The following is a 20,126-nucleotide window of genomic DNA, read 5'->3' as shown; positions in this document are numbered from 1 at the left end:
TTGTTTCTGATTAAAACGAGTCTTTCAGGGGAATGGTCAGACTCCCCTCTTGTTTTAATTCATAAACGTTTTGATATACCTGTATGTTCAGTTTGTTTCCGGCCGTCAGGCCGATTTTTATTTCTTTACTTACTTGTATGTGCAGGGTGCTGCCTGAGTAATTCACTTTGAAGGAATAACTGTTCCATTTCTCCGGTAGGACGGGCTCTATCTTAAGCATGTCATTCACTATCTGCAATCCGGCAAATCCACGTACAATCGCAAGCCAACTGCCCGGCATGCTGGTGATGTGGAGTCCTTGTTCGCCTTCGTTGTTGTAGTCGTCAAGGTCGAGACGGGTGGCGTGCATGAACAATTGGTAGGCTTTCTCCACTTTTCCAATGCGTGCGGCAAGAATGGAATGGATATGTGGGGAAAGGGAAGACTCATGGACAGTCATCGGCTCGTAGAACTCAAAATTACGGCGAATGGTTTCTGTGTCGAAGTTGAAGTAGTATAGGTATAGGCCAAGCAGAACATCACTTTGCTTGATGTAGCAGGAGCGCAAGATGCGGTCCCATGACCAATACTGGTTAATAGGGCGCTCGTTGTCGGGAATGGCATCGGTGCTTTGCAGGACTTTGTCCATGTAGCCGTCGTTTTGAATGAAAATACCGCGTTCCGGGTCTTCCGGCAAATATATCCGTTCGATAATATCCCGCCAGCGTTCACTCTCTTCCGCATAATTCAGATTGGTAATGCGACGCACGCGGGCATACTCGTCGGGATATTGCCGCGCTATGATTTCAAGAAAGCTGAGAGTGGTTTTGAGACAGCGCATGCAGGAGTAGTTGGTGTACCAGTTGTTGTCTACGTTGTTCTCGTATTCATTGGGTCCGGTGACTCCGAGGATGACGTACTTCTGTTTGGGCTGCGAGAAAGATACCCGTTGACTCCAAAAACGGCTGACGGCTATCATCACTTCCAGTCCGTAACGGGCAATGTAGTCCAATGTACCTGTGAGGGTGGCGTGTTGAAGAATGGCATAGACAATTATATTGTTCCGGTGGATTTCTTCAAATGTGATTTCCCATTCGCTATGGCATTCTTCTCCATTGCCGGTGACTTGCGGAAAAAGGGCGGCGCCGTTGCCGAACCCTAACTTTCTGGCGTTTTCAATGGCTTTGGGAAGTTGCTTGTAACGGTACATCAGCAGGTTTTCGGCAATTTTCTTCGGAGTGGACAGGAGGAAGAAAGGCACACAGCATAATTCGGTATTCCAATAGGTGTTGCCGCCATACTTCTCTCCTGTGAAACCTTTGGGACCGATATTCAGGCGCGGGTCATCGCCCCGGTAGGTCTGATAAAGCTGGTAGATATTATAACGTATGCCTTGCTGGGCTTCCGGATCTCCTTCTATTGTGACATCCGTTTCATCCCATATTTCCTGCCAGGCTTTCCGGTGCTCCTCTTCCAGAATGTCCCAGCCCAAGCTTTTGGCTTTGCGCGCTTCCGATATGGATTCCTCTATCAGGTCCTGCCGTTCATAATAAAGGGACGACGTGATGCCGATATATTTGATGAGCGTTGCGGTATCGCCCGGTTTCACCTCGATGCCTACGCTGAATCCGGTTTGTTTCTCTTTTTCTATGCGTATGGGGTTGGCAAATGTCTCTTTATTGTTCTTGAAGAACCGGTAGGTCATGGCATAGCATGTCTGTGCGTCTTCCCGCCTGGTCTGTGTCCACAGATAGGCACAATCACTGGTAGTGCCGGATCGAAGGATATTCCATATCTTTTCATCCGGATGCTCGGTATGCTGCGCAATGTCTCCGTCGAAAGTCGGTACGAGGGAAACTTTCCCTGCATAGTTAAGGGAGGTAACACTGTATTTGATAAGGCAGAGGTTGGGACGGGCCATATCGGCAATATGTTCTACGTGCAAGCGGAGTTTGTTGCCGCGTGGAGAGGTCACCTCTACATCGCGGTAGGAGATGCCCGCCTTCATGTCGAGACGCCTGTTAAAGCTGTCCACGTCCCATTGGGCCAAGTCCAATTCTTCGTCGATGAGGCGCAGGCTGATGCGGCTCCATTCCGGAGCATTGGGAATACGCGTATAAAATTGTGGAAAACCGTTTTTCCACCAGTTCACGCGGGTCTTGTCTAAAAAAGTTATGCCTGCCACGAATGTGCCGCGATAGCTGTCGCTGCTATATGGCTCTTCAAAATATCCCCGTTGTCCGAAACGGCCGTTCCCAAGGCTGAATATGCTTTCCGACCATCGCATGCGGTCGGCTTGAAAGCTGTCTTCTATAATGTTCCATTCGTCAGTTTTAAGGAATTTCTTCATGGCAGTATTCTTTTGTGTTATCGGTGTAAAGATAAACAAATAAAAGAATAAATAAACAAGATACGGAAAAAGAAACTCCCCGTTCGTCGGTGAGGAACGAGGAGTTCATCGGTGACGAATGGGGAGTTTGTCGGTGAGGAAGAATAGAGGCTCTTTACGGCCTTTCTCCTTTGGTTTCTTTTATCAGATATACGCAGGCGGCTCCGATTATGAGCATCACGCCCGCCATTACCAGCATGTTTATTTCGGGTGGAAGCATCCCTTTCGGCGTGAACAATGCCAAAATACTTCCTCCCAACGCTGCGGCTACGATTTGCGGTATGCAGATTGTTCCGTTGAACAGTCCCAGATAGGTTCCCATGTGCCCGCCGGACAAGGCATTGGTGAGAATGGTGAAAGGTAATGCCAGCATAGCAGCCCATGCACAGCCTATCAGCAAGAAGGATATGAATAGTACGTATTGGCTGTGCACGAAATAAGTGGATATAAATCCGATACCGCCCAAGACGAGGCTCAGCGCATAGATAAAGCGGCGGTCTTTGAACATAGGGATACATACCGCCCAAAGTACGGAGCCGATAGCTTGTACGGCAAACAGCACGCCTACCCAGTTGGCAGCTTCCTGATATTGCAGGCTTTTGGTGTCGAGGACTATTTTGCTGACTCCATTCACCGTATGCTCTACTGTGGGAGCGTCAAAAACATTTGCAGCTATGCTGCCGTTGGTATATGTCCACATAAACATAAAGGCAAACCAACAGAAAAACTGTACCAGTCCCACTGTCCAAAAGGCTTTCGGTGCTTTTATCAACAGTTTCAGCATACTGACTTTCTCGTGTTCCTGCTCTTCCGTAATGCCATGATATTCGGCATATTCGGCAGGCGGCATCTCTTTGACTTTGACTGTGGTGTAAATAACGCAGAATATCAGAATGGCTGCTCCGATGTAGAACGAATAGATGACGGAATCGGGAATGACCCCTTGCGGCGCAGTATTGCTGATGCCTACCCATGCAAATATGAAGGGAAACAGGTAGCCCACCAGGCTGCCGGCGTTGCACAGGAAACTTTGAATCGAATAGGCAAGTCCTTTTTGTTTCTCGTTCACCATATCGCCCACCATCATTTTGAAAGGTTGCATCGCCATGTTGATAGAGGTGTCTAAAAACATCAGCGATACCAGCCCGAAAATCATTGCCGTACTCACCGCCATGCCGAAACTGCCGGCATTGGGCAGCAGGCACATCACGAGCACTGCGACCAGCGAGCCTATGAATAAATAAGGAATACGACGTCCGAATCGTGTCCACGTTTTGTCGCTGGCAGCTCCGACAATGGGTTGCACTATGATGCCTGCCAACGGCGGTAATATCCAAAAATAACTTAAGCTGTGCGGATCAGCTCCTAATGTGGAAAAAATGCGGCTGATATTTGCGCTTTGCAAAGCATATGCGATTTGCACGCCAAAAAAACCGAAGCTGATGTTCCACAGTTTCCAGAAACTTAAATCGGGTTTTACTTTCATTGCTCTTTTGTTTTTATGATATTAGTTTTTAATGACTTGTTATTTCGTTGTTCCTCTTACCACCAGATTGGTCCGTACAATTCTGTTTGTACTTTTTTCTTCGTTTCCTTCCAACTTGTCCGTAAGGATGCTGAAGGCGTTTTTCCCCACTTCCTCTCCATGCTGTTCCACTGTTGTCAGCTTCGGGTCGGTGCTTTGGGCAATGGCTCCGTCGGTGAAACCGCAAATGGAGACCTCGTCCGGCACTTTGAGCCCCACCAGCTTGCAGGCGTACAAGATACCTGCCGCCGTTTCGTCATTAATCGCAAAGAAGCCGTCGGGACGATTGTCGCTTTCCAATAAATCGGGCGTTATGGCAATGGCGCGTTCGCGGTTATCGCATAGTTTGATCATGCTGTCGTTTACGGGAATCTTGTATTTCTTCATGGCGTCCAGATATCCGTTGCGTCGGTTTTTGGTGATTTCAAGATGTGGATCGGCTCCGTAAAAGAAGATGCGCTTGCATCCTGTCTGAATCATGTACTCCACAGCGGCAAACGATCCGGCATAGTCGTCTACCACCACTCGCTCCGTTTTCAGCCCTGTACAGATGCGGTCGTAGAAGACGACCGGAATATTGTTGTCTAACAATTCCTGATAATGATTGTATTGTTCCGTATTCTTGGCAAGCGATGCGATGACACCGCAGACGCGGGCGGCGAGAAAGGATTGGACGATTTTCACTTCCTGTTCATACGATTCGTTACTCTGTGCCACGATTATGTTGTAACCGGCTTCGGCGGCTGCCATTTCAATGCCGCTCAATACGCACGAAAAAAAATGATGCACCAGTTGAGGTACAATCACACCAATCGTGTTGCTTCGGCTCGAACGGAGGTTGACGGCAAGCACATTGGGCTTATAATTATGTTCGCGCGCGTAAGTATGAACAAGGTTACGTGTCTCCCGGCTGATGTCCGGATTATCCTTGAGCGCTCTCGACACAGTGGAGGGAGAGACATTTAATGCCCGGGCAATATCCTTGATGGTTATTTGCGGTTTATCCATTAGTAATGATTTGTTTTTCAGCCAAAGGTAATGTAAACAAAAAGCAGTACCAAAATAAGCTTTGTTATTTTAACTTCTTTGATGCGATTGCAAAAATAATAGAATCTTAAGAAAAGTGCTTCATTATTGATAGTTATTGAATTAGAGATAAGTGCAAACGATTGCAGGAACTTTTGTAATTCTATTTATTTAGGGTGATGATGTATACTAATTATTAAAATTGTACGGTTGATGTTTTTTGTACTCTATAACAGCTACTACTAAATTTTGTTCATTGATTTTGGTGTGAGGAAACGAAAATGTGATGCAATCGTTTGCGCTCTTCTTATTGTACTTTTTATAACATCTTTGTCTCTTGTTCGATAATATGGCATACATTTGTTGCAGTATAATAAATGTATTTGAAAGACATTGTATAATAGAGTTAATATACTGAAATGTTCTTTTGAATATATGGTTATAGTAGATAATTAATATTGTTAACTTTAATTTTTAAATGCATGAAGCAAGTTAATCTTAGAATCTATCGAACGATTCTTCCCTTGTTGTTAGGGCTATTCTTGTCAGTTGGCGCTTATGCACAGAACATTACTGTAAAAGGAAATGTGAAAGATGCTACGGGTGAACCTGTAATTGGCGCGAATGTACTGGAAAAAGGTACTACAAACGGAGTTATTACTGATTTAGACGGTAATTTCCAGTTGCAAACATCGGCGGGTGCAACTCTTGTTGTTTCTTTCGTGGGCTATCTTCCTGCAGAAGTAAAAGCGGCATCCGTACTTAATGTTGTTTTGAAAGAAGATGCTCAACTTCTTGATGATGTTGTTGTGATTGGTTATGCCACAGGAAGTCAACGGACAATATCCGGTGCAGTTCAGAAAGTGGGACGTGAAGAAATGAATGCCGGCGTTGTCGTTAATCCGTTATCTGCTATTAAAGGTAAAGTTGCCGGTGTGAATATTCAGAAAACCGGTGGTGACCCTACTGCTGCTCCGGCTATTCGTGTGCGTGGTACTACTTCTTTGACTGGTGGTAACGACCCGTTGGTTATTATTGATGGTGTATTTGGCGATTTGAATATGCTGAATGCTATTTCTCCTGCTGATATTGAGAATTTTACAGTGCTGAAAGATGCCTCTGAAACAGCTCAATATGGTTCTCGTGGTGCTTCCGGTGTTATTGTTGTTACCACTATTAAAGGTAAGAATGGTGTTAAGAGCTTAAGTTATGATGGTAGTTTCGGTATTGAAACGGTTTATAAGAATCTGGAAATGCTGGATGCTAACCAGTATAGAGCTGCCGCACAGAGGTTAGGAGTTGATATATTGGATAAGGGACATAATACAGACTTTATTAAAGAAATGCAGCAGACTGGTTATACTCAAAATCACCGCTTGTCATTCTCTAATGGTAATGATGATTCAAACTATCGTGCTTCTATCGGTGTTATAGATCAAAAAGGTATTATAAAAAATAATACAATGCGTAATTATACCGCTAAGATTGATGCTATGCAGAATATGTTCAATAATAAGTTGAAGTTGGAATTTGGAATGTTCGGTTCGTTGAAAGAAAACAGATATGTGAATGACTATCAGAAAACATTCTATTCTGCTGCTTCTTATAATCCTACCTTTCCTAATTTTAAAAACCCGGAAACAGGTATGTGGGATGAAAATGCCAATGCTAACGAGGTACAAAACCCATTAGGCCGTTTGGACATTGATGATCGTGAAACAAATGCTTTTATAAATACAAATGCCCGTATTACATGGAGCATTAATAATGATTTGAAACTAAGTGCATTCGGTTCATATACTTATAATGTAAAAGAGAATAAAAAATATATTCCTTCTTCTATAAAGGCCGGTCTGAGCAATCGTGGAGAGGCATATCGTGGAGATAATAAATCTCAGTCGATGTTGGCTAACTTGATGTTAACTTATAAAAAAGGTTTTGGAAAACACTATATCAACGCTTTAGGTCTGGCGGAAGTTCAACGGGTGACTAATACAGGCTTTGGAACTACGGTACATGGTTTCAGTACAGACGACTTTTTATATAATAATTTGCAGGCTGGTGCTGTATTGAAGTGGGGAGATAATACATCTTATTATAATAACCCGAGTTTGGCTTCTTTCATGGCACGTGTCAACTATTCATACGCAGATAAGTATATTGTTACAGTGAATGCCCGTACAGATGGTTCTTCTAAAGTAGGAGAGAACAATAAATGGGCATTTTTCCCATCAGCATCTCTTGCATGGGTTCTTAAAGAAGAAGCGTTCTTGAAAGATGTTGATATGATTAGTAATTTGAAATTGAGAGTAGGTTATGGTCTTGCCGGTAATCAAGATGCTATTAGCTCTTATAATTCATTGCCATTGATGAGTCCTAATGGTACGACAACAGTAAATGGACTTCCCGTAGTAACAATGGGAGTTACTCGCAATTACAATCCTGATTTGAAGTGGGAAGTGAAGAAAACTTTTGATGTAGGTTTGGACTTTGGAATGTTCGATGAACGATTGAGTTTAACTTTAGACTACTATAATTCAAAAACAACAGATTTGTTGTATAATTATGATGTAAAGGTTCCACCTTTTACTTATCCTACTTTGCTTGCTAATCTTGGTGCAATGCGTAATACTGGTTTTGAAATTGCAATTAGCGGTACTCCATTGAAAACAAAAGATATGGAGCTGAATATCAGTGCTAATGTTGCATTTCAAAAGAATAAGTTGCTCTCTTTGAACGGAACGTATATGGGGGAATCCATGACAGCTAAGGAATACATGAACTTAGGTGGCATGAATGGTGCCGGATTTATTGGTGGGTATAATCAAATTATTTATCAAATGGTTGGACAGCCGGTAGGCGTATTCTATTTGCCTAAATGCGATGGATTGGTTGATAATGGCTTTGGTGATTATACTTATCATGTTCAAGATATTGATGGTGTGGAAGGTGTTGATTTGGCTGACGGAAAGGATCGTTATATTGCAGGTCAGGCTATGCCAAAAGCTTTATTGGGTGCAAATATCGGATTCCGTTACAAGCAATTTGATATTCAGGTACAAATGAATGGAGCTTTTGGACATAAGATTTATAATGGTACTTCTTTGTCTTATATGAATATGAGTCAGTTCCCGACTTATAATGTTTTGGCTGAAGCTCCTCAGAAAAACATCAAAGACCAAACCGTAACCGATTATTGGTTGGAGAAAGGTGATTACTTGCATTTCGACTATGTTACATTGGGTTGGAACTTGAATACAAAAAATCTGAAAGCTATCAAGTCTTTACGTGTTACTTTCTCTGTAAATAATTTGGCTACGATTACAGGATACTCAGGGCTTTCTCCGATGATAAACAGTACAACGGTAGGAAGTGACCTTGGTATTGATGACAAGCGTTTCTATCCTTTGTCACGTACTTATTCATTGGGACTTAGTGTTAACTTTTAATTAGATGCATATTATGAAAAGAAGAATATTATATAGTTTGTTGATAACAGCAACACTCGGCTTATCTTCTTGTGAATCTTTCTTGTCGGAAAATCCGAAAGACCAAATTACAGAAGAACAGGCTTACCAGAATTCTACCTTATTGTACTTGAATACGGTGGCTTCCCTTTATACGCAAGTTGGTGCTAACGGTGGCGGGGCAGGATTGCAGGGTACTGACCGTGGACTTTATGACTTGAATACTTTCACAACTGATGAAGCTATGCTTCCCACGCGCGGTGGTGACTGGTATGATGGTGGCTTGTGGCAAAATCTGTTCCTTCATAATTGGGGTACGAAGAATGATTTGGTAAAAGGCAGTTGGGATTATCTTTATAAAGTGATTGCACAAACCAATCAATCATTGGATAAATTAAAAGAAATCTTGGAGAACAATCCGGAGAATATTTCAGTTCCCAAATACATTTCGGAAGTACGGGCATTCCGGGCAATGTACTATTATTATTTATTGGATATGTTTGCTCGTGTTCCACTGGTTACTTCTTCTTCAGTAGCAATGGAAGATGTAGTACAATCTGAACGTTCCGCTGTCTTTAATTTTGTAAGAACCGAATTGGAGGAATCGGTTGAAGACTTAAGCGATGCGCATAGTAATTTGACCGGTGAATATTATGGTAGAATAACAAAACCTGTTGCGTATTTTCTGTTGGCAAAGTTAGCGCTTAATGCAGAAGTATATGCGGATGACAATTGGACGGACGGTACTAAACTGGATGGAAAGAATATCAAATTTACAGTAGACGGTACTGAAATGAATGCTTGGGAGGCAACAATCGCGTATTGTGATAAGATTGCGGGCCTGGGATACAAGTTGGAACCTAAATTCGAATCTAACTTCTCACTTAAGAATGAATCGTCTGTAGAGAATATCTTTACTATTCCGATGGATGCAAATCTTTATAAGAATGAATTTTATAATTTGATTCGTTCTCGTCACTATAATCATGGTAATGCTTATGGCCAAGGTGGATGGAATGGTTCGTCCGCAACTAAAGAAGCTCTTGATGCCTTTGGTTATGGTACAAGTTCTCAAGATCCGCGTTTTGAACTGACTTATTATGCAGGAAAAGTAGAGGGACCTAATGGGACTATAAAACTTGATGATGGAACTGATTTGGAATATGTACCTTCTGAAATTACTTTGGATTTGTCTGGCAAAGCCTCAGAGAAGACAGCTGGCGCACGTATGAAAAAATATGAATTGGATGCTTCTGCTACTAATGATGGTAAACTTCAAAGTAATGATATTGTCCTATTCCGATATGCTGATGTACTTTTAATGAAGAGTGAAGCTAAAGTGCGTAATGGTGGTAATGGAGATGCTGAACTGACAGAAGTTCGGGAGCGCGCCGGTGCTACTTTGGATGTGACGGCTACTCTTGAAACTTTGTTAGAAGAGCGTCTGAGAGAATTTGCATGGGAAGGCCTTCGTCGTCAGGATTTAGTTCGTTTCGGTAAGTTTACCCGCGCATATACTGATAGGCCTCAGTTACCGAAAGAAGATACTGGTTATACTACTGTATTCCCGATTCATGAAGATGTATTGAGCCTGAATGGCAAACTGACTCAAAATTACGGTTATTAATAATTAATGATTTAATGGAAAGTAATATGAAAAAAATATTCCAATATATGACAACGCTCCTATTGCTGCTGGTGGTGGGAACAAGTTGTGAAGAAGGCAATGATAACTGGAGAATCATTACTGATGCTCAACCGGGAGCTTATATCACTGGTGATGCTACGATTTATAGTGCTACGGCTACATCGTCCCAACTGGTGGCTGCACCGTTGGATGGAGCTCCGGAAGGTACAAATGTAGTGGGGATTTACACTTGGTTGAAGTCAAGCGGAAGTTTTACTATTCTGAATGTAGATGAGGAAGGTAATGAGGTTAATTACGGTAAGGGCGATGTAGTAGCTTCTACTCCTGCTGAAACTGTAACTTTAGCAGCTGGTGGTACACCTTTCACTGTAGTGGAGGATGGTTTGTACTATGTGGCTATGAATAAAACTGATAATCAATTGACGATTATACCTGCTAAGTTCGGTATTATTGGTGATGCTACTCCTTTGCAATGGAATGGTGAAACTGCCATGCAGGCAAGTTATAACGAAACTCAGGCTGCGGTTGAATATTCCATTAGTGATGTAATTTTAGATAAGAAAGAAATGAAGTTCCGTTATTCAGGTGATTGGGGGCTTGAATTCCCTTATCAAGGAGGTAAGGTTAAACTTCACACTAATATGGGATATAATGGTGATAATGCATCTGCGATATCCGAAGCTTTTAGTGAGTGTAAAGGTGGTGGAGCAAACTTTCAGGTGGGTAAAGCTGGCGTTTATACCGTAACCTTAAAACTGGATTTGCGTACCGGTCGCTTCTCTGCAAAAGCTGTTTGTACAGCTGAAGATACATCATCTGCTACATTGCCCGAAAAAATGTTTGTAAATGGTGATGCTTGGGGATGGCCGCAGGATTGGAGTACAGCTCCTGAGATGATACCTGTTCATAGTCATGACGGAATGTTCTGGGGCATCTATTATTTGCAGGCAGGTAACGGAATGAAATTCAATAATGAAAAGAGTTGGAGTACCGGTGATAACTTCGGAGCTGAAAATGAGGATCCTAAAGGTTATGGTGAATATCCGGCCGGTGGTTCTAATTTAAAAGTTGCTGATACAGGATATTATTTGGTAATTGTATCTTGTACTCTTTCTGCAGACAAGAAATCTGTAAACAGAAAAGTTATTCTTGCTGAGCCGAAACTCTTCTTAAGAGGTGCTTGTGCCGGTGGATGGGCAGATGCTGGCGCGGGTAGACCAAATGATTTAGAAGTTGCTTTCGCTTTAGCGGCAGATGGCGCTACTTATGAGGCCGTAACAGCCGGAGACGGTGACTTACGTATTTATGTAGCCACAGGAGTACAAGGCGTTGATTGGTGGCAGTCTGAGCTGGTGGTAAGAGATGATAAAATTGAATATCGTGGCAAGGGTGGTGATCAGGAACCTCGTGTTCCTGTAACAATCGGTAAAACGGTTAGTCTTGATTTTAGAACGAATACCGGTAGTATACAATAGGCCTTAAAAATAAAAAGAAAGTGAGGCTACAATGGGTAAATCTTCGTTGTAGCCTCTTTTCTTCTTTTTGAGATTAGTTTCAAATAGAAAAATCTAATGATATGAAAAAAGTAAAATTACTTCTTCTTTTTTTGTTTTGGATAATTCCTTTTTGCTTCATTGCATGTAGTGATGATGAAGTTGGTGGTGGAAATGGCAATGACGACGATAGTTGGATAGATGTTACGGCATCTTCCGCCAACTGGGATGGTGAAAAGCGAGCGGATATATCTTATCAGTTGCTGGTATACTCTTTCGCAGACAGTGACGGTGATAAATGCGGAGATATCAGAGGGCTTATTACAAAACTGGATTACCTCGCTGATTTAGGAATAAAGGCCATCTGGCTATCGCCTATTCATCCGGCTATGTCATATCATGGATATGATGTGACAGACTATTCGGGGCTGAATCCGCAATATGGAACAATGGCCGATTTTGAAGAGTTGGTTGCTAAAGCCCATAATCTCGGTATTAAAATTTATCTGGATTATGTGATGAATCATACGGGGAGTGCCCATCCTTGGTTTAAGGAAGCTAAGACCTCTCCGGATAATACTTACCGTGACTATTACATCTTCTCACAAGACCCGAAATCAGATATTACTGCCGGTAAGATTCCGATGATAAAGCGGGAAAGTTCTATGGGATATAATGCAGGCGAATGGTTTTCGGCCGGTATAGGTGATGCCATGAAAGGATGTTATAAGTTTGTACTCGACTGGTCTAATGCTGCAAGCCCCACAATAACAGTTACAGAAGGGGATACACCAGATGTGGATAATGCAGACGTAGCCACGCAAGGTGCCAAGTATTTGTATTATGGTGAAGGCATTTGCAAGAAATTCTATGCGAAAGATAATAATAAGTATGAGTTAACGGTTGATCTTGATACGGATTGGGGCTTTTTAATCCGGACAAGTAATACTTCATGGGACAATGGAACGAAGTATGGTGCTCCGTCCAAAGCCAGTAAAATACAGTTGGGGAAGGCTTTTACTTTGAGTAATACGACTCCTGAGGACATTCTGTTTGCATCGGTTGAAGCATGGTATTTTCATTCTCATTTCCAAACGGATTGGTTTGCCGACCTTAATTACGGTGCTATTGACGATGCAGCCGACTCTCCGGCATATAAAGCAATATCCGCTGCTGCAAAAAAATGGATAGACAGGGGAATTGACGGATTCCGTTTGGATGCGGTGAAGCATATTTATCACAGTGCCACTTCGGATGAGAATCCTCGTTTCCTAAAAATGTTCTATGATGATATGAATGCATATTATAAAGCGAAAGGACATACAGATGACATTTATATCGTAGGCGAAGTCCTTTCGGGCAGCGACGAGGTTGCACCTTATTATCAAGGACTCCCAGCATTGTTTGAGTTTGACTTTTGGTATAAACTGGATTGGGCGATTGCCAACTCTACAGGTTGTTATTTTGCGAAAGATATACTTTCTTTCCAACAGAAATATGCGAGATACCGTACCGATTACATAGAAGCTACCAAATTATCCAACCATGATGAGGACCGTACTGCATCCAAACTGGGAAAATCAGAGGCAAAGTGTAAACTTGCGGCTGTCGTATTACTCACCGCACCGGGTGAGCCCTATATTTATTATGGGGAAGAATTGGGAATCTACGGAACGAAAGAAAAGGCGGATGAATATGTACGTAGTCCGATGCTGTGGGGAGATAATTACACTACTTCCTATACAGATAAGATCGATGCTACTGTGGCTTCGAACATAAAATCTGTGACAGAACAGAAGGAAAATGCAAATTCGTTGTTGAATACTTATATCTCTTTTATCCGTTTGCGTAATACCTATCCGTCTTTGGCACAAGGTATAATGACAAAGCATGCGGTATATAACGAATCGAACGAAAAGTACAAGAGCATTGCTGCATGGTATATGACAAAAGATAATGAAAAAATGCTTGTTCTTCATAATTTTGGAAATGCATCCGTTGAGTTGTCATTGACGGATAATATCGAAAAAACAGTCGGTGTATCAGGAACAGTTCAGGTCAAAGACGGGGATGATACTTCCATACGATTAGGGGGATATTCGTCAGTAGTCTATAAAATAGCTCAATAGTCCGTTTACTCATATATCTTTATCAGCACCCTGTTCAGCCATTCCCATCGAAAGCGGAACCAGCGACGGGTGCTGATTTGTTTTCCGCCAAACCGAAGTACAAATTCGCGGTATCCATGTCTGCGGAAAGGTAACCCTACATCCATAAATTCCAGATGTCGGTAGCCGCGCTCTTTGGCATCATGCAACGCTTGCCAGACCGCGAGGATTCCAGGATATTGCAAAGCGTAGGTCTTACGCATGCCGCCGGAGAACCAGAGGTATGCATTGTCGTCGGAATAAATACAGGCACTTCCACCAATTATCTTCTCTTTATAGGTTACAATAAAAATACGGCTCTGCCGACTTAATGTCATTTGTTTTTCTAACTGTTGGAAAAAGTCCATGCTGGGAAAATGACGCCGTATTTTGGCTGAGTAATTATGGTGTAGCATTTTTGCAAATGCATGGATTTCTTCCGGGGTATGTGCTTCTTTGACTTTTGCTCCGTTCTTTAATCCTTTTTTGATTTGGCGGATACGTGAAGGACTGAAACGGACCTCTGCTTGTTCTACATTATGCAGAGAGTTGCGGACACGTAGCCAGTTGATAGCAAAGTACTGGTTATTGCGGAATACTTTGTAACCAAACAGTGAGTTTTCCAAGTTACGGAACTCAATAAGAAATGCATCCCGAAGGGCTTCATCTGTAAGCCGTTGTAACATATCACTGAAAACAGCTTCCTTGTTGATTGTTTCATCAAAATACTCTCCTGTACCATATACTTCACATCGTTTGATAATGGAGGGTGGAAATAAGCGTACACTTTTTCGTATGGCGGCAAGTAGTTTGGCAACAGGTACTCCGTTTTCCGATGCTACAATAAGCAAAGGAGTATATCCCGGAGTCGCTTCGTAGATGTGAAACAATTCCGTAGAGTGGAATGTATTGGTTCCCGGTAGTTTGGGAATCTGGTTCCCCTGGTAATATGTCGTTAGTTTCAAGGGCATTGCTGCAAATTTAAAAAAATAATCTTGTATCTTTGCATAGCTTAACAATAAAGTATTCATTTCTAAACGATATACATATATGGAAAGTTTTAGTGAATTGATAAAAGCCCGTCGCAGCATGCGGAAGTTTACGGAAGAGGAACTGACACAAGAGCAAGTGGTTACATTGATGAAAGCCGCATTAATGGCTCCTACTTCCAAACGTAGTAATGCATGGCAGTTTATTGTGGTGGATGATAAGGATACATTGAAAAAACTATCGCTCTGTAAAGAGCAGGCTTCACAATTCATTGCAGATGCTGCATTGGCTGTGGTTGTAACCGCCGACCCGTTGGTAAGTGATGTTTGGATAGAAGATGCTGCTATCGCTTCCATTTACCTGCAACTTCAGGCAGAAGATATGGGATTGGGTAGTTGCTGGGTGCAGCTTCGTGAACGTTTTGCGGTGTCCGGAATATCTTCTAACGAATATGTACATGATGTACTTGATATACCTTTGCAGTTGCAGGCCCTTAGCATCATAGCCATAGGCCATAAAGGCATGGAGCGCAAGCCTTTCAATGAAGACAATTTGCAATGGGAAAAGATTCACCTTAATAAATATGGAGGAAAGTAACGGTGAGTGCGGCAAAGGCAAACAATAATAAGGATACATATAAGGCTACGGCTATCACGCTGATTGTATTTGGCGTGCTTTATCTGGCAGATAAATTATTGCATTTTTCTACATTAGGTTTGTCGTGGGTGATGAATAGGGATAATTTTCTACTTTATACGGCGATTATCTTTTTATTGTTCAAGCACGATAAATCGGTAGGATTGGTATTGATAGGGCTGTGGTTGATATTAAACTTTGGGTTGATAACGGCTTTGCTTGGCACAATGTCGGCTTATTTGTTGCCGATAGCGTTATTGGTCGTAGGTGGTATATTATATTTGGTATCTACAAGATAAAATGAGGAGAAGTATAGAAGATACATCTATTGTATTTATTGGAGCCGGAAATTTGGCGACGAATTTGGCAAAGGCACTTTATGATAACGGATTTCGCATCATTCAGGTTTATAGCCGTACAGAAGAGTCGGCGCGGGCATTGGCGCAGGTAGTGGAGGCTACTTATACAACTGACTTGTCGTCTGTGGTTACGGATGCTCAGTTATATATTGTTTCTCTGAAAGATGCGGCGTTTGTGCAACTGCTGCCCGAAATTGTTGCCGGAAAAGAAAATGCCTTATGGGTACATACTGCCGGTAGTATTCCCATGGATGTTTGGGCGGATAAAGTGAACCGGTATGGGGTGCTTTATCCTATGCAGACATTTAGTAAACAGCGTGTAGTTGATTTTCAGCATATACCGATTTTCGTGGAAAGTAATTCTGAAGCAGATACTCGGTTTCTGAAAGCCGTTGCTTCCGTACTGTCAAAGCAAGTCTATGAGGCAACTTCCGAGCAACGCAAGAACCTGCATTTGGCGGCAGTCTTCACTTGTAATTTTACAAATCATATGTATGCTCTTGCTGCCGGGCTTTTGAAGAAGCATCAACTTCCTTTTGAGATAATGCTGCCTCTGATAGATGAGACTGCCCGCAAAGTACACGAGATTGAACCACACCTTGCGCAAACAGGGCCTGCCATACGTTACGATGAAAATGTCATCAATAATCATCTGCAGATGCTTTCCGATGAGCCGGAAATGCAGGAACTATACAGGCTGATTAGCGAAAGCATACATCGGCAAAACAGCTAACCTTTAAGAAAACAATGGTATATGAGTACAATCAATTATGATTTGAATAAGATAAAAGCCCTTGCTTTTGATGTGGATGGGGTATTAAGTGCTAATGTTATCCCGATGAGTACGGACGGCGAACCGTTGCGTACGGTAAACATAAAAGATGGCTATGCATTGCATCTGGCTGCCAAGCACGAGATTCCATTAGCTATTATTACAGGTGGACGTACAGAGGCTGTGCGCAGGCGTTTCCTTGCTTTGGGGATACCGGCCGAAAATATCTATATGGGTTCTTCTGTTAAGATACATGACTATCGTGACTTTCGTGACCGTTATGGTTTGCAGGATGAGGAAATATTATACGTAGGTGATGATATTCCCGATATTGAAGTAATGAGTACTTGCGGCTTGCCTTGTTGTCCGAATGATGCTGCTCCTGAAGTGAAATCTGTTGCCCGCTATATTTCTTACAAGGCCGGAGGATATGGCTGCGGACGTGACGTTATAGAGCAGTTCCTTAAAGTAAAAGGTCTCTGGATGGCAGATGAGAAAGCCTTTGGCTGGTAATTCTTATCGGATGAAAACTCGCAATTCATAACTTATAACTCATATTAGCGTCATGTTAGATAATCTCAAGAAATATAAAGTGATACTTGCTTCCAACTCTCCGCGTCGAAAAGAATTGCTGTCCGGGCTTGGAGTTGACTATGAAATACGTACGTTGCCGGATGTGGATGAGTCGTATCCTGATACATTACGAGGAGCGGATATCCCTCTCTATATAGCAAAAGAAAAAGCGAATGCCTATCGGAATATGTTGCAGTCGGGCGAACTGATGATAACTGCCGATACTATTGTTTGGTTGGATGGCAAGGTACTGGGAAAGCCAAAGGATAGGGAAGATGCTTTATGTATGTTGCGTGACATGTCCGGTCGCACTCATGAAGTGTTTACCGGTGTTTGTATTACTACGACAGAATGGCAGCGGAGTTTTTCAGCCCAGACGGAAGTGCGTTTCTCTAAGTTGAGTGAAGAAGAAATTATTTACTACGTAGATAAGTTCCAACCCATGGATAAAGCAGGAGCTTATGGTGTACAAGAGTGGATTGGCTTTATTGGAGTAGAGAATATATCGGGTAGCTATTATAACATTATGGGGCTGCCGGTACAACGGCTTTATAAAGAGCTTTGTTTGATTGAAGGGAGGTTGTCAAAACTCTGACAAGCCTATCATTAGCTTCGCTCAAAATATCTTTTATTTCTTACGCTAATGTATAGTCTGTCATGCAGAACGTAGTGAAGCATCTCTTCTCCTACTCACACAGAGAGTAGATTCTTCGCTTCGCTCTGACTATACCTTAATAAAAAAAGACAGAAGAGGTTCTGATGACAGAGTAAAATGATAGTTAATGTTAGTTTTGACACACCTTCCTAAGCCAAGTCTCTTATCAATGGAATATCTTTCTCGTCTATGCCCAGCTTAATAAGGGTTTCTTTGTCTTTATTGAACATCTCAAGGAAAACTTCCCGATTGCCGCTTTCTGCGGTGGCTTTTCCATATAATTCAGCAGCTTTCCCTATGTTTCCTAATCCCAATGCCACATGTCCTGCATTGAGATAATCGGTGGCAATTGGTTTCAGGGCGAGTACTTTGTCATAATATCTCATGGCTTGTTCAAATTTCCCACTGACGAATGAGCACCAGCCTATTGCACGCCATGCCTTGATGCAGTCGTTTTCCATGAGATCCAGTTTGAAGAAACTTTGCAAGGCTTCTTCATAACGTTCCAGTTCTGCCAGACAACTACCGATGAAGAATATGACGTTCTTATTTTCCGGTTGTATTGCTTCTACCTTTTTGTAATATTCCAATGCAGCTGCAAAATCGCGTAACTGGCGATGACAAGTGGCGAGATGGCGGATAGTCCATACATGATCGGGTTTCAGTACGTCTGCTTTTCGGTAAGCGCTGATGGCTTCTTTGTAGCGTTTCTCTTTTTGCAGACAGTAACCGGTCTTTTGAAAAATATCAGCATTGGCATAATTCATGTCTGTCACTTCTTTGTAAATGTTCAATGCTTCTGCCGGATGTTCCTTATGGAAATGAAAATCGGCTATGGTGACCAGTAATTCCGGTTTGTATAAAATACTTTTTAGTGCCGGGATGCGATGCAAGGCTATTTCTTCCTTGAAAATATCGCGGAACTCATGACGCCGCTGGCTTAGCTTGAAAAAACGGTATAGGTCATGTATGTATTGGTTACTGATAACGTCCGGACGTTGTGCATACTGTCTCAGACCGGAAGACTTGCTTTGATCCATTAACTCATTCAAGTCCTGTGACGTCATTTGACTTAGCATCATATTGCGTTGGGCCTGCGGAATATGCGCCATGGTGAAACACAATGAATATTTATCGCTGTTACAGAAAAAGCCTGATTGTAATATCAGGGACAGAATGGCATTTTCTCCTGTCGGTTTCAGGCCGAATTCCCGTATAATGCTGGAGTGTTGCATGTCAAACGGATAGAACCAGTTGTGTGGATTCTGAAAGAACGGATAGCTCTTGAGTTGGGCGAATGTGCTCATATATACGTCTGCTCCTTCCAGTTGCAGCTCGTTCATCTCACGTATCTTATCGCCCAGTCCCGATTCTTCGAATGCTTTTTCCCAATCCGGGTTGCGGTCGTTTTCCTCAATGTTTTCTTCGAAACCGTATTTCATGTTGCGCATGATAGATACATTCTTCATCATCTCCGGGATGATTTCTTCACGCATTTTCTTATCTATCTTTTCCGTCTCTTGGCTGCGGAGCAACTGGATATATATTCGGTTTAATTGCTTACCGAAACTGCCGTCCTCATTAAGAAGCGATAGTCTTGTTTCCAATTCGGGATATAGCCACAGACGGTTGGAGTGTATATGCAACACAATGGCAATAACTACTAAAGCGCGCTGGTTGACTTGTGTGTCGGCATGTGTAACAGCGTCCAGTAACCATGAGAATTTGCGCGGGTCAAAACATTCCATTAAACTGAGCAGAATGGCTCCCGTAAGTAAGCATAAGTCATTTGCCGGCAGTAACTCGGAGTTCAGATACATTTTGGCCTCAACTTCCTCTTCTGCACTCCAGCTGCTGTTTCCCCATGTGGTAAGGAACAGATATTGGGCTGTCTCTTCATGCCGCTGCAATGCACCGTCCAAACTTTGTTTGTTGTCCGGCATAAGTTGGCAAACGGCCATATCATCGGGGAAAGATTCCAGCACTTTCAGCCAGGAAGACATACCGTAGCCGGCAGCCATATTCTTTTTGTTCTTGTGGAGTGCGTGGTAATAACGAGTAGAGCTTTCATCAAGCAAACTGATACGTGTCTGTTCGGCAAGTTCCCAGGTTTCAGCCAGAAGCTGTCGGTACAACTTCTGTCGTTCCGGATCGTTTATGCCCTGGCGCATGTACTGCAACATATATTGGTAGGACACTTTGGCCTGTTCCAAACGGCTATGAAGAGTCCAGTCTTTGCATTTCCATAGAAAGGCTTCCAGTTGTATCTGAGCTTCCTTCAAACGCTTCTGTTCCAGTAGGCTGACTATATGTTGATATTGCTCTTGTATGGCTTGCTCATTCATAAGATTGTATTCGTTAAGTGATTATACCCTACAAATATACAAAAAGGATGCCAAAATATTCCGGTTACTTCTAACCATCTTCAGGACTTAAAAGAATTGTCGTTCCATTCCGTAGCTAAAGG

Annotated in this window: 14 protein-coding genes; 9 read left to right on the top strand and 5 right to left on the bottom strand. The window is 42.5% G+C overall.

Features of this window, described 5'->3' with window-relative positions; genetic code table 11:
- Positions 1-10: 10 nt before the first annotated feature.
- The 3 genes from NQ546_RS15080 to NQ546_RS15070 form a co-directional block, all read right to left on the bottom strand.
- A complete protein-coding gene (locus tag NQ546_RS15080) occupies positions 11-2,329 on the bottom strand; it encodes a family 65 glycosyl hydrolase domain-containing protein (protein WP_004290204.1) in 2,319 nt (772 codons plus the stop codon).
- Between the two features lie 154 nt (positions 2,330-2,483).
- A complete protein-coding gene (locus NQ546_RS15075) occupies positions 2,484-3,854 on the bottom strand; it encodes an SLC45 family MFS transporter (protein ID WP_004290206.1) in 1,371 nt (456 codons plus the stop codon).
- A gap of 39 nt (positions 3,855-3,893) precedes the next feature.
- The gene (locus NQ546_RS15070; protein ID WP_004290207.1) at positions 3,894-4,901 is read right to left on the bottom strand and encodes a LacI family DNA-binding transcriptional regulator; all 1,008 of its coding nucleotides are present in this window, start codon (positions 4,899-4,901) and stop codon (positions 3,894-3,896) included.
- A 500-nt stretch (positions 4,902-5,401) separates the two neighbouring features.
- Between NQ546_RS15070 and NQ546_RS15065 the strand changes: the two genes are divergently transcribed.
- The 4 genes from NQ546_RS15065 (at position 5,402) to NQ546_RS15050 (ending at position 13,656) form a co-directional block, all read left to right on the top strand.
- The gene (locus NQ546_RS15065) at positions 5,402-8,368 is read left to right on the top strand and encodes a SusC/RagA family TonB-linked outer membrane protein (protein ID WP_004290208.1); all 2,967 of its coding nucleotides are present in this window, start codon (positions 5,402-5,404) and stop codon (positions 8,366-8,368) included.
- A gap of 4 nt (positions 8,369-8,372) precedes the next feature.
- A complete protein-coding gene (locus NQ546_RS15060; protein WP_004290209.1) occupies positions 8,373-10,013 on the top strand; it encodes a RagB/SusD family nutrient uptake outer membrane protein in 1,641 nt (546 codons plus the stop codon).
- 26 nt (positions 10,014-10,039) lie between these two features.
- Entirely contained in the window at positions 10,040-11,509 is a 1,470-nt protein-coding gene (locus tag NQ546_RS15055; protein WP_229074311.1) for a SusF/SusE family outer membrane protein, read from the top strand.
- Between the two features lie 101 nt (positions 11,510-11,610).
- Positions 11,611-13,656: an alpha-amylase family glycosyl hydrolase gene (locus NQ546_RS15050; protein ID WP_004290211.1), complete on the top strand. Its 2,046-nt coding sequence runs from the start codon at positions 11,611-11,613 to the stop codon at positions 13,654-13,656.
- A 5-nt stretch (positions 13,657-13,661) separates the two neighbouring features.
- Here the strand turns inward: NQ546_RS15050 and NQ546_RS15045 are convergent, their stop codons facing one another.
- Positions 13,662-14,645 (bottom strand): GNAT family N-acetyltransferase, encoded by a 984-nt coding sequence (locus NQ546_RS15045; protein ID WP_021939599.1) that lies wholly within the window; start codon positions 14,643-14,645, stop codon positions 13,662-13,664.
- 79 nt (positions 14,646-14,724) lie between these two features.
- Between NQ546_RS15045 and NQ546_RS15040 the strand changes: the two genes are divergently transcribed.
- Genes NQ546_RS15040 through NQ546_RS15020 form a run of 5 tightly spaced genes read left to right on the top strand, consistent with a single transcriptional unit; the run spans position 14,725 to position 17,599 of the window.
- A complete protein-coding gene (locus NQ546_RS15040) occupies positions 14,725-15,261 on the top strand; it encodes a nitroreductase family protein (RefSeq protein ID WP_004292521.1) in 537 nt (178 codons plus the stop codon).
- Positions 15,262-15,263: 2 nt separating this feature from the next.
- Complete coding sequence (locus NQ546_RS15035; RefSeq protein ID WP_004290214.1) at positions 15,264-15,599, top strand: hypothetical protein; 336 nt, start codon at positions 15,264-15,266, stop codon at positions 15,597-15,599.
- A gap of 1 nt (position 15,600) precedes the next feature.
- Positions 15,601-16,392, top strand: a complete 792-nt coding sequence (locus NQ546_RS15030; RefSeq protein ID WP_004290215.1) for a Rossmann-like and DUF2520 domain-containing protein — start codon at positions 15,601-15,603, stop codon at positions 16,390-16,392.
- 21 nt (positions 16,393-16,413) lie between these two features.
- Complete coding sequence (locus NQ546_RS15025; RefSeq protein WP_004290216.1) at positions 16,414-16,944, top strand: KdsC family phosphatase; 531 nt, start codon at positions 16,414-16,416, stop codon at positions 16,942-16,944.
- A gap of 52 nt (positions 16,945-16,996) precedes the next feature.
- Positions 16,997-17,599 (top strand): Maf-like protein, encoded by a 603-nt coding sequence (locus NQ546_RS15020; RefSeq protein WP_004290217.1) that lies wholly within the window; start codon positions 16,997-16,999, stop codon positions 17,597-17,599.
- A 209-nt stretch (positions 17,600-17,808) separates the two neighbouring features.
- Here the strand turns inward: NQ546_RS15020 and NQ546_RS15015 are convergent, their stop codons facing one another.
- Positions 17,809-20,004, bottom strand: coding sequence for a tetratricopeptide repeat protein (locus NQ546_RS15015; RefSeq protein ID WP_004290218.1), 2,196 nt, complete (start codon positions 20,002-20,004; stop codon positions 17,809-17,811).
- Between the last annotated feature and the right edge of the window lie 122 nt (positions 20,005-20,126).

Origin of the sequence: Bacteroides eggerthii, assembly GCF_025146565.1 — a bacterium.
GTDB classification, from domain to species: domain Bacteria; phylum Bacteroidota; class Bacteroidia; order Bacteroidales; family Bacteroidaceae; genus Bacteroides; species Bacteroides eggerthii.
Note: the sequence above shows the minus strand (reverse complement) of the source record. Positions and strands in the feature narration are given on the sequence as shown.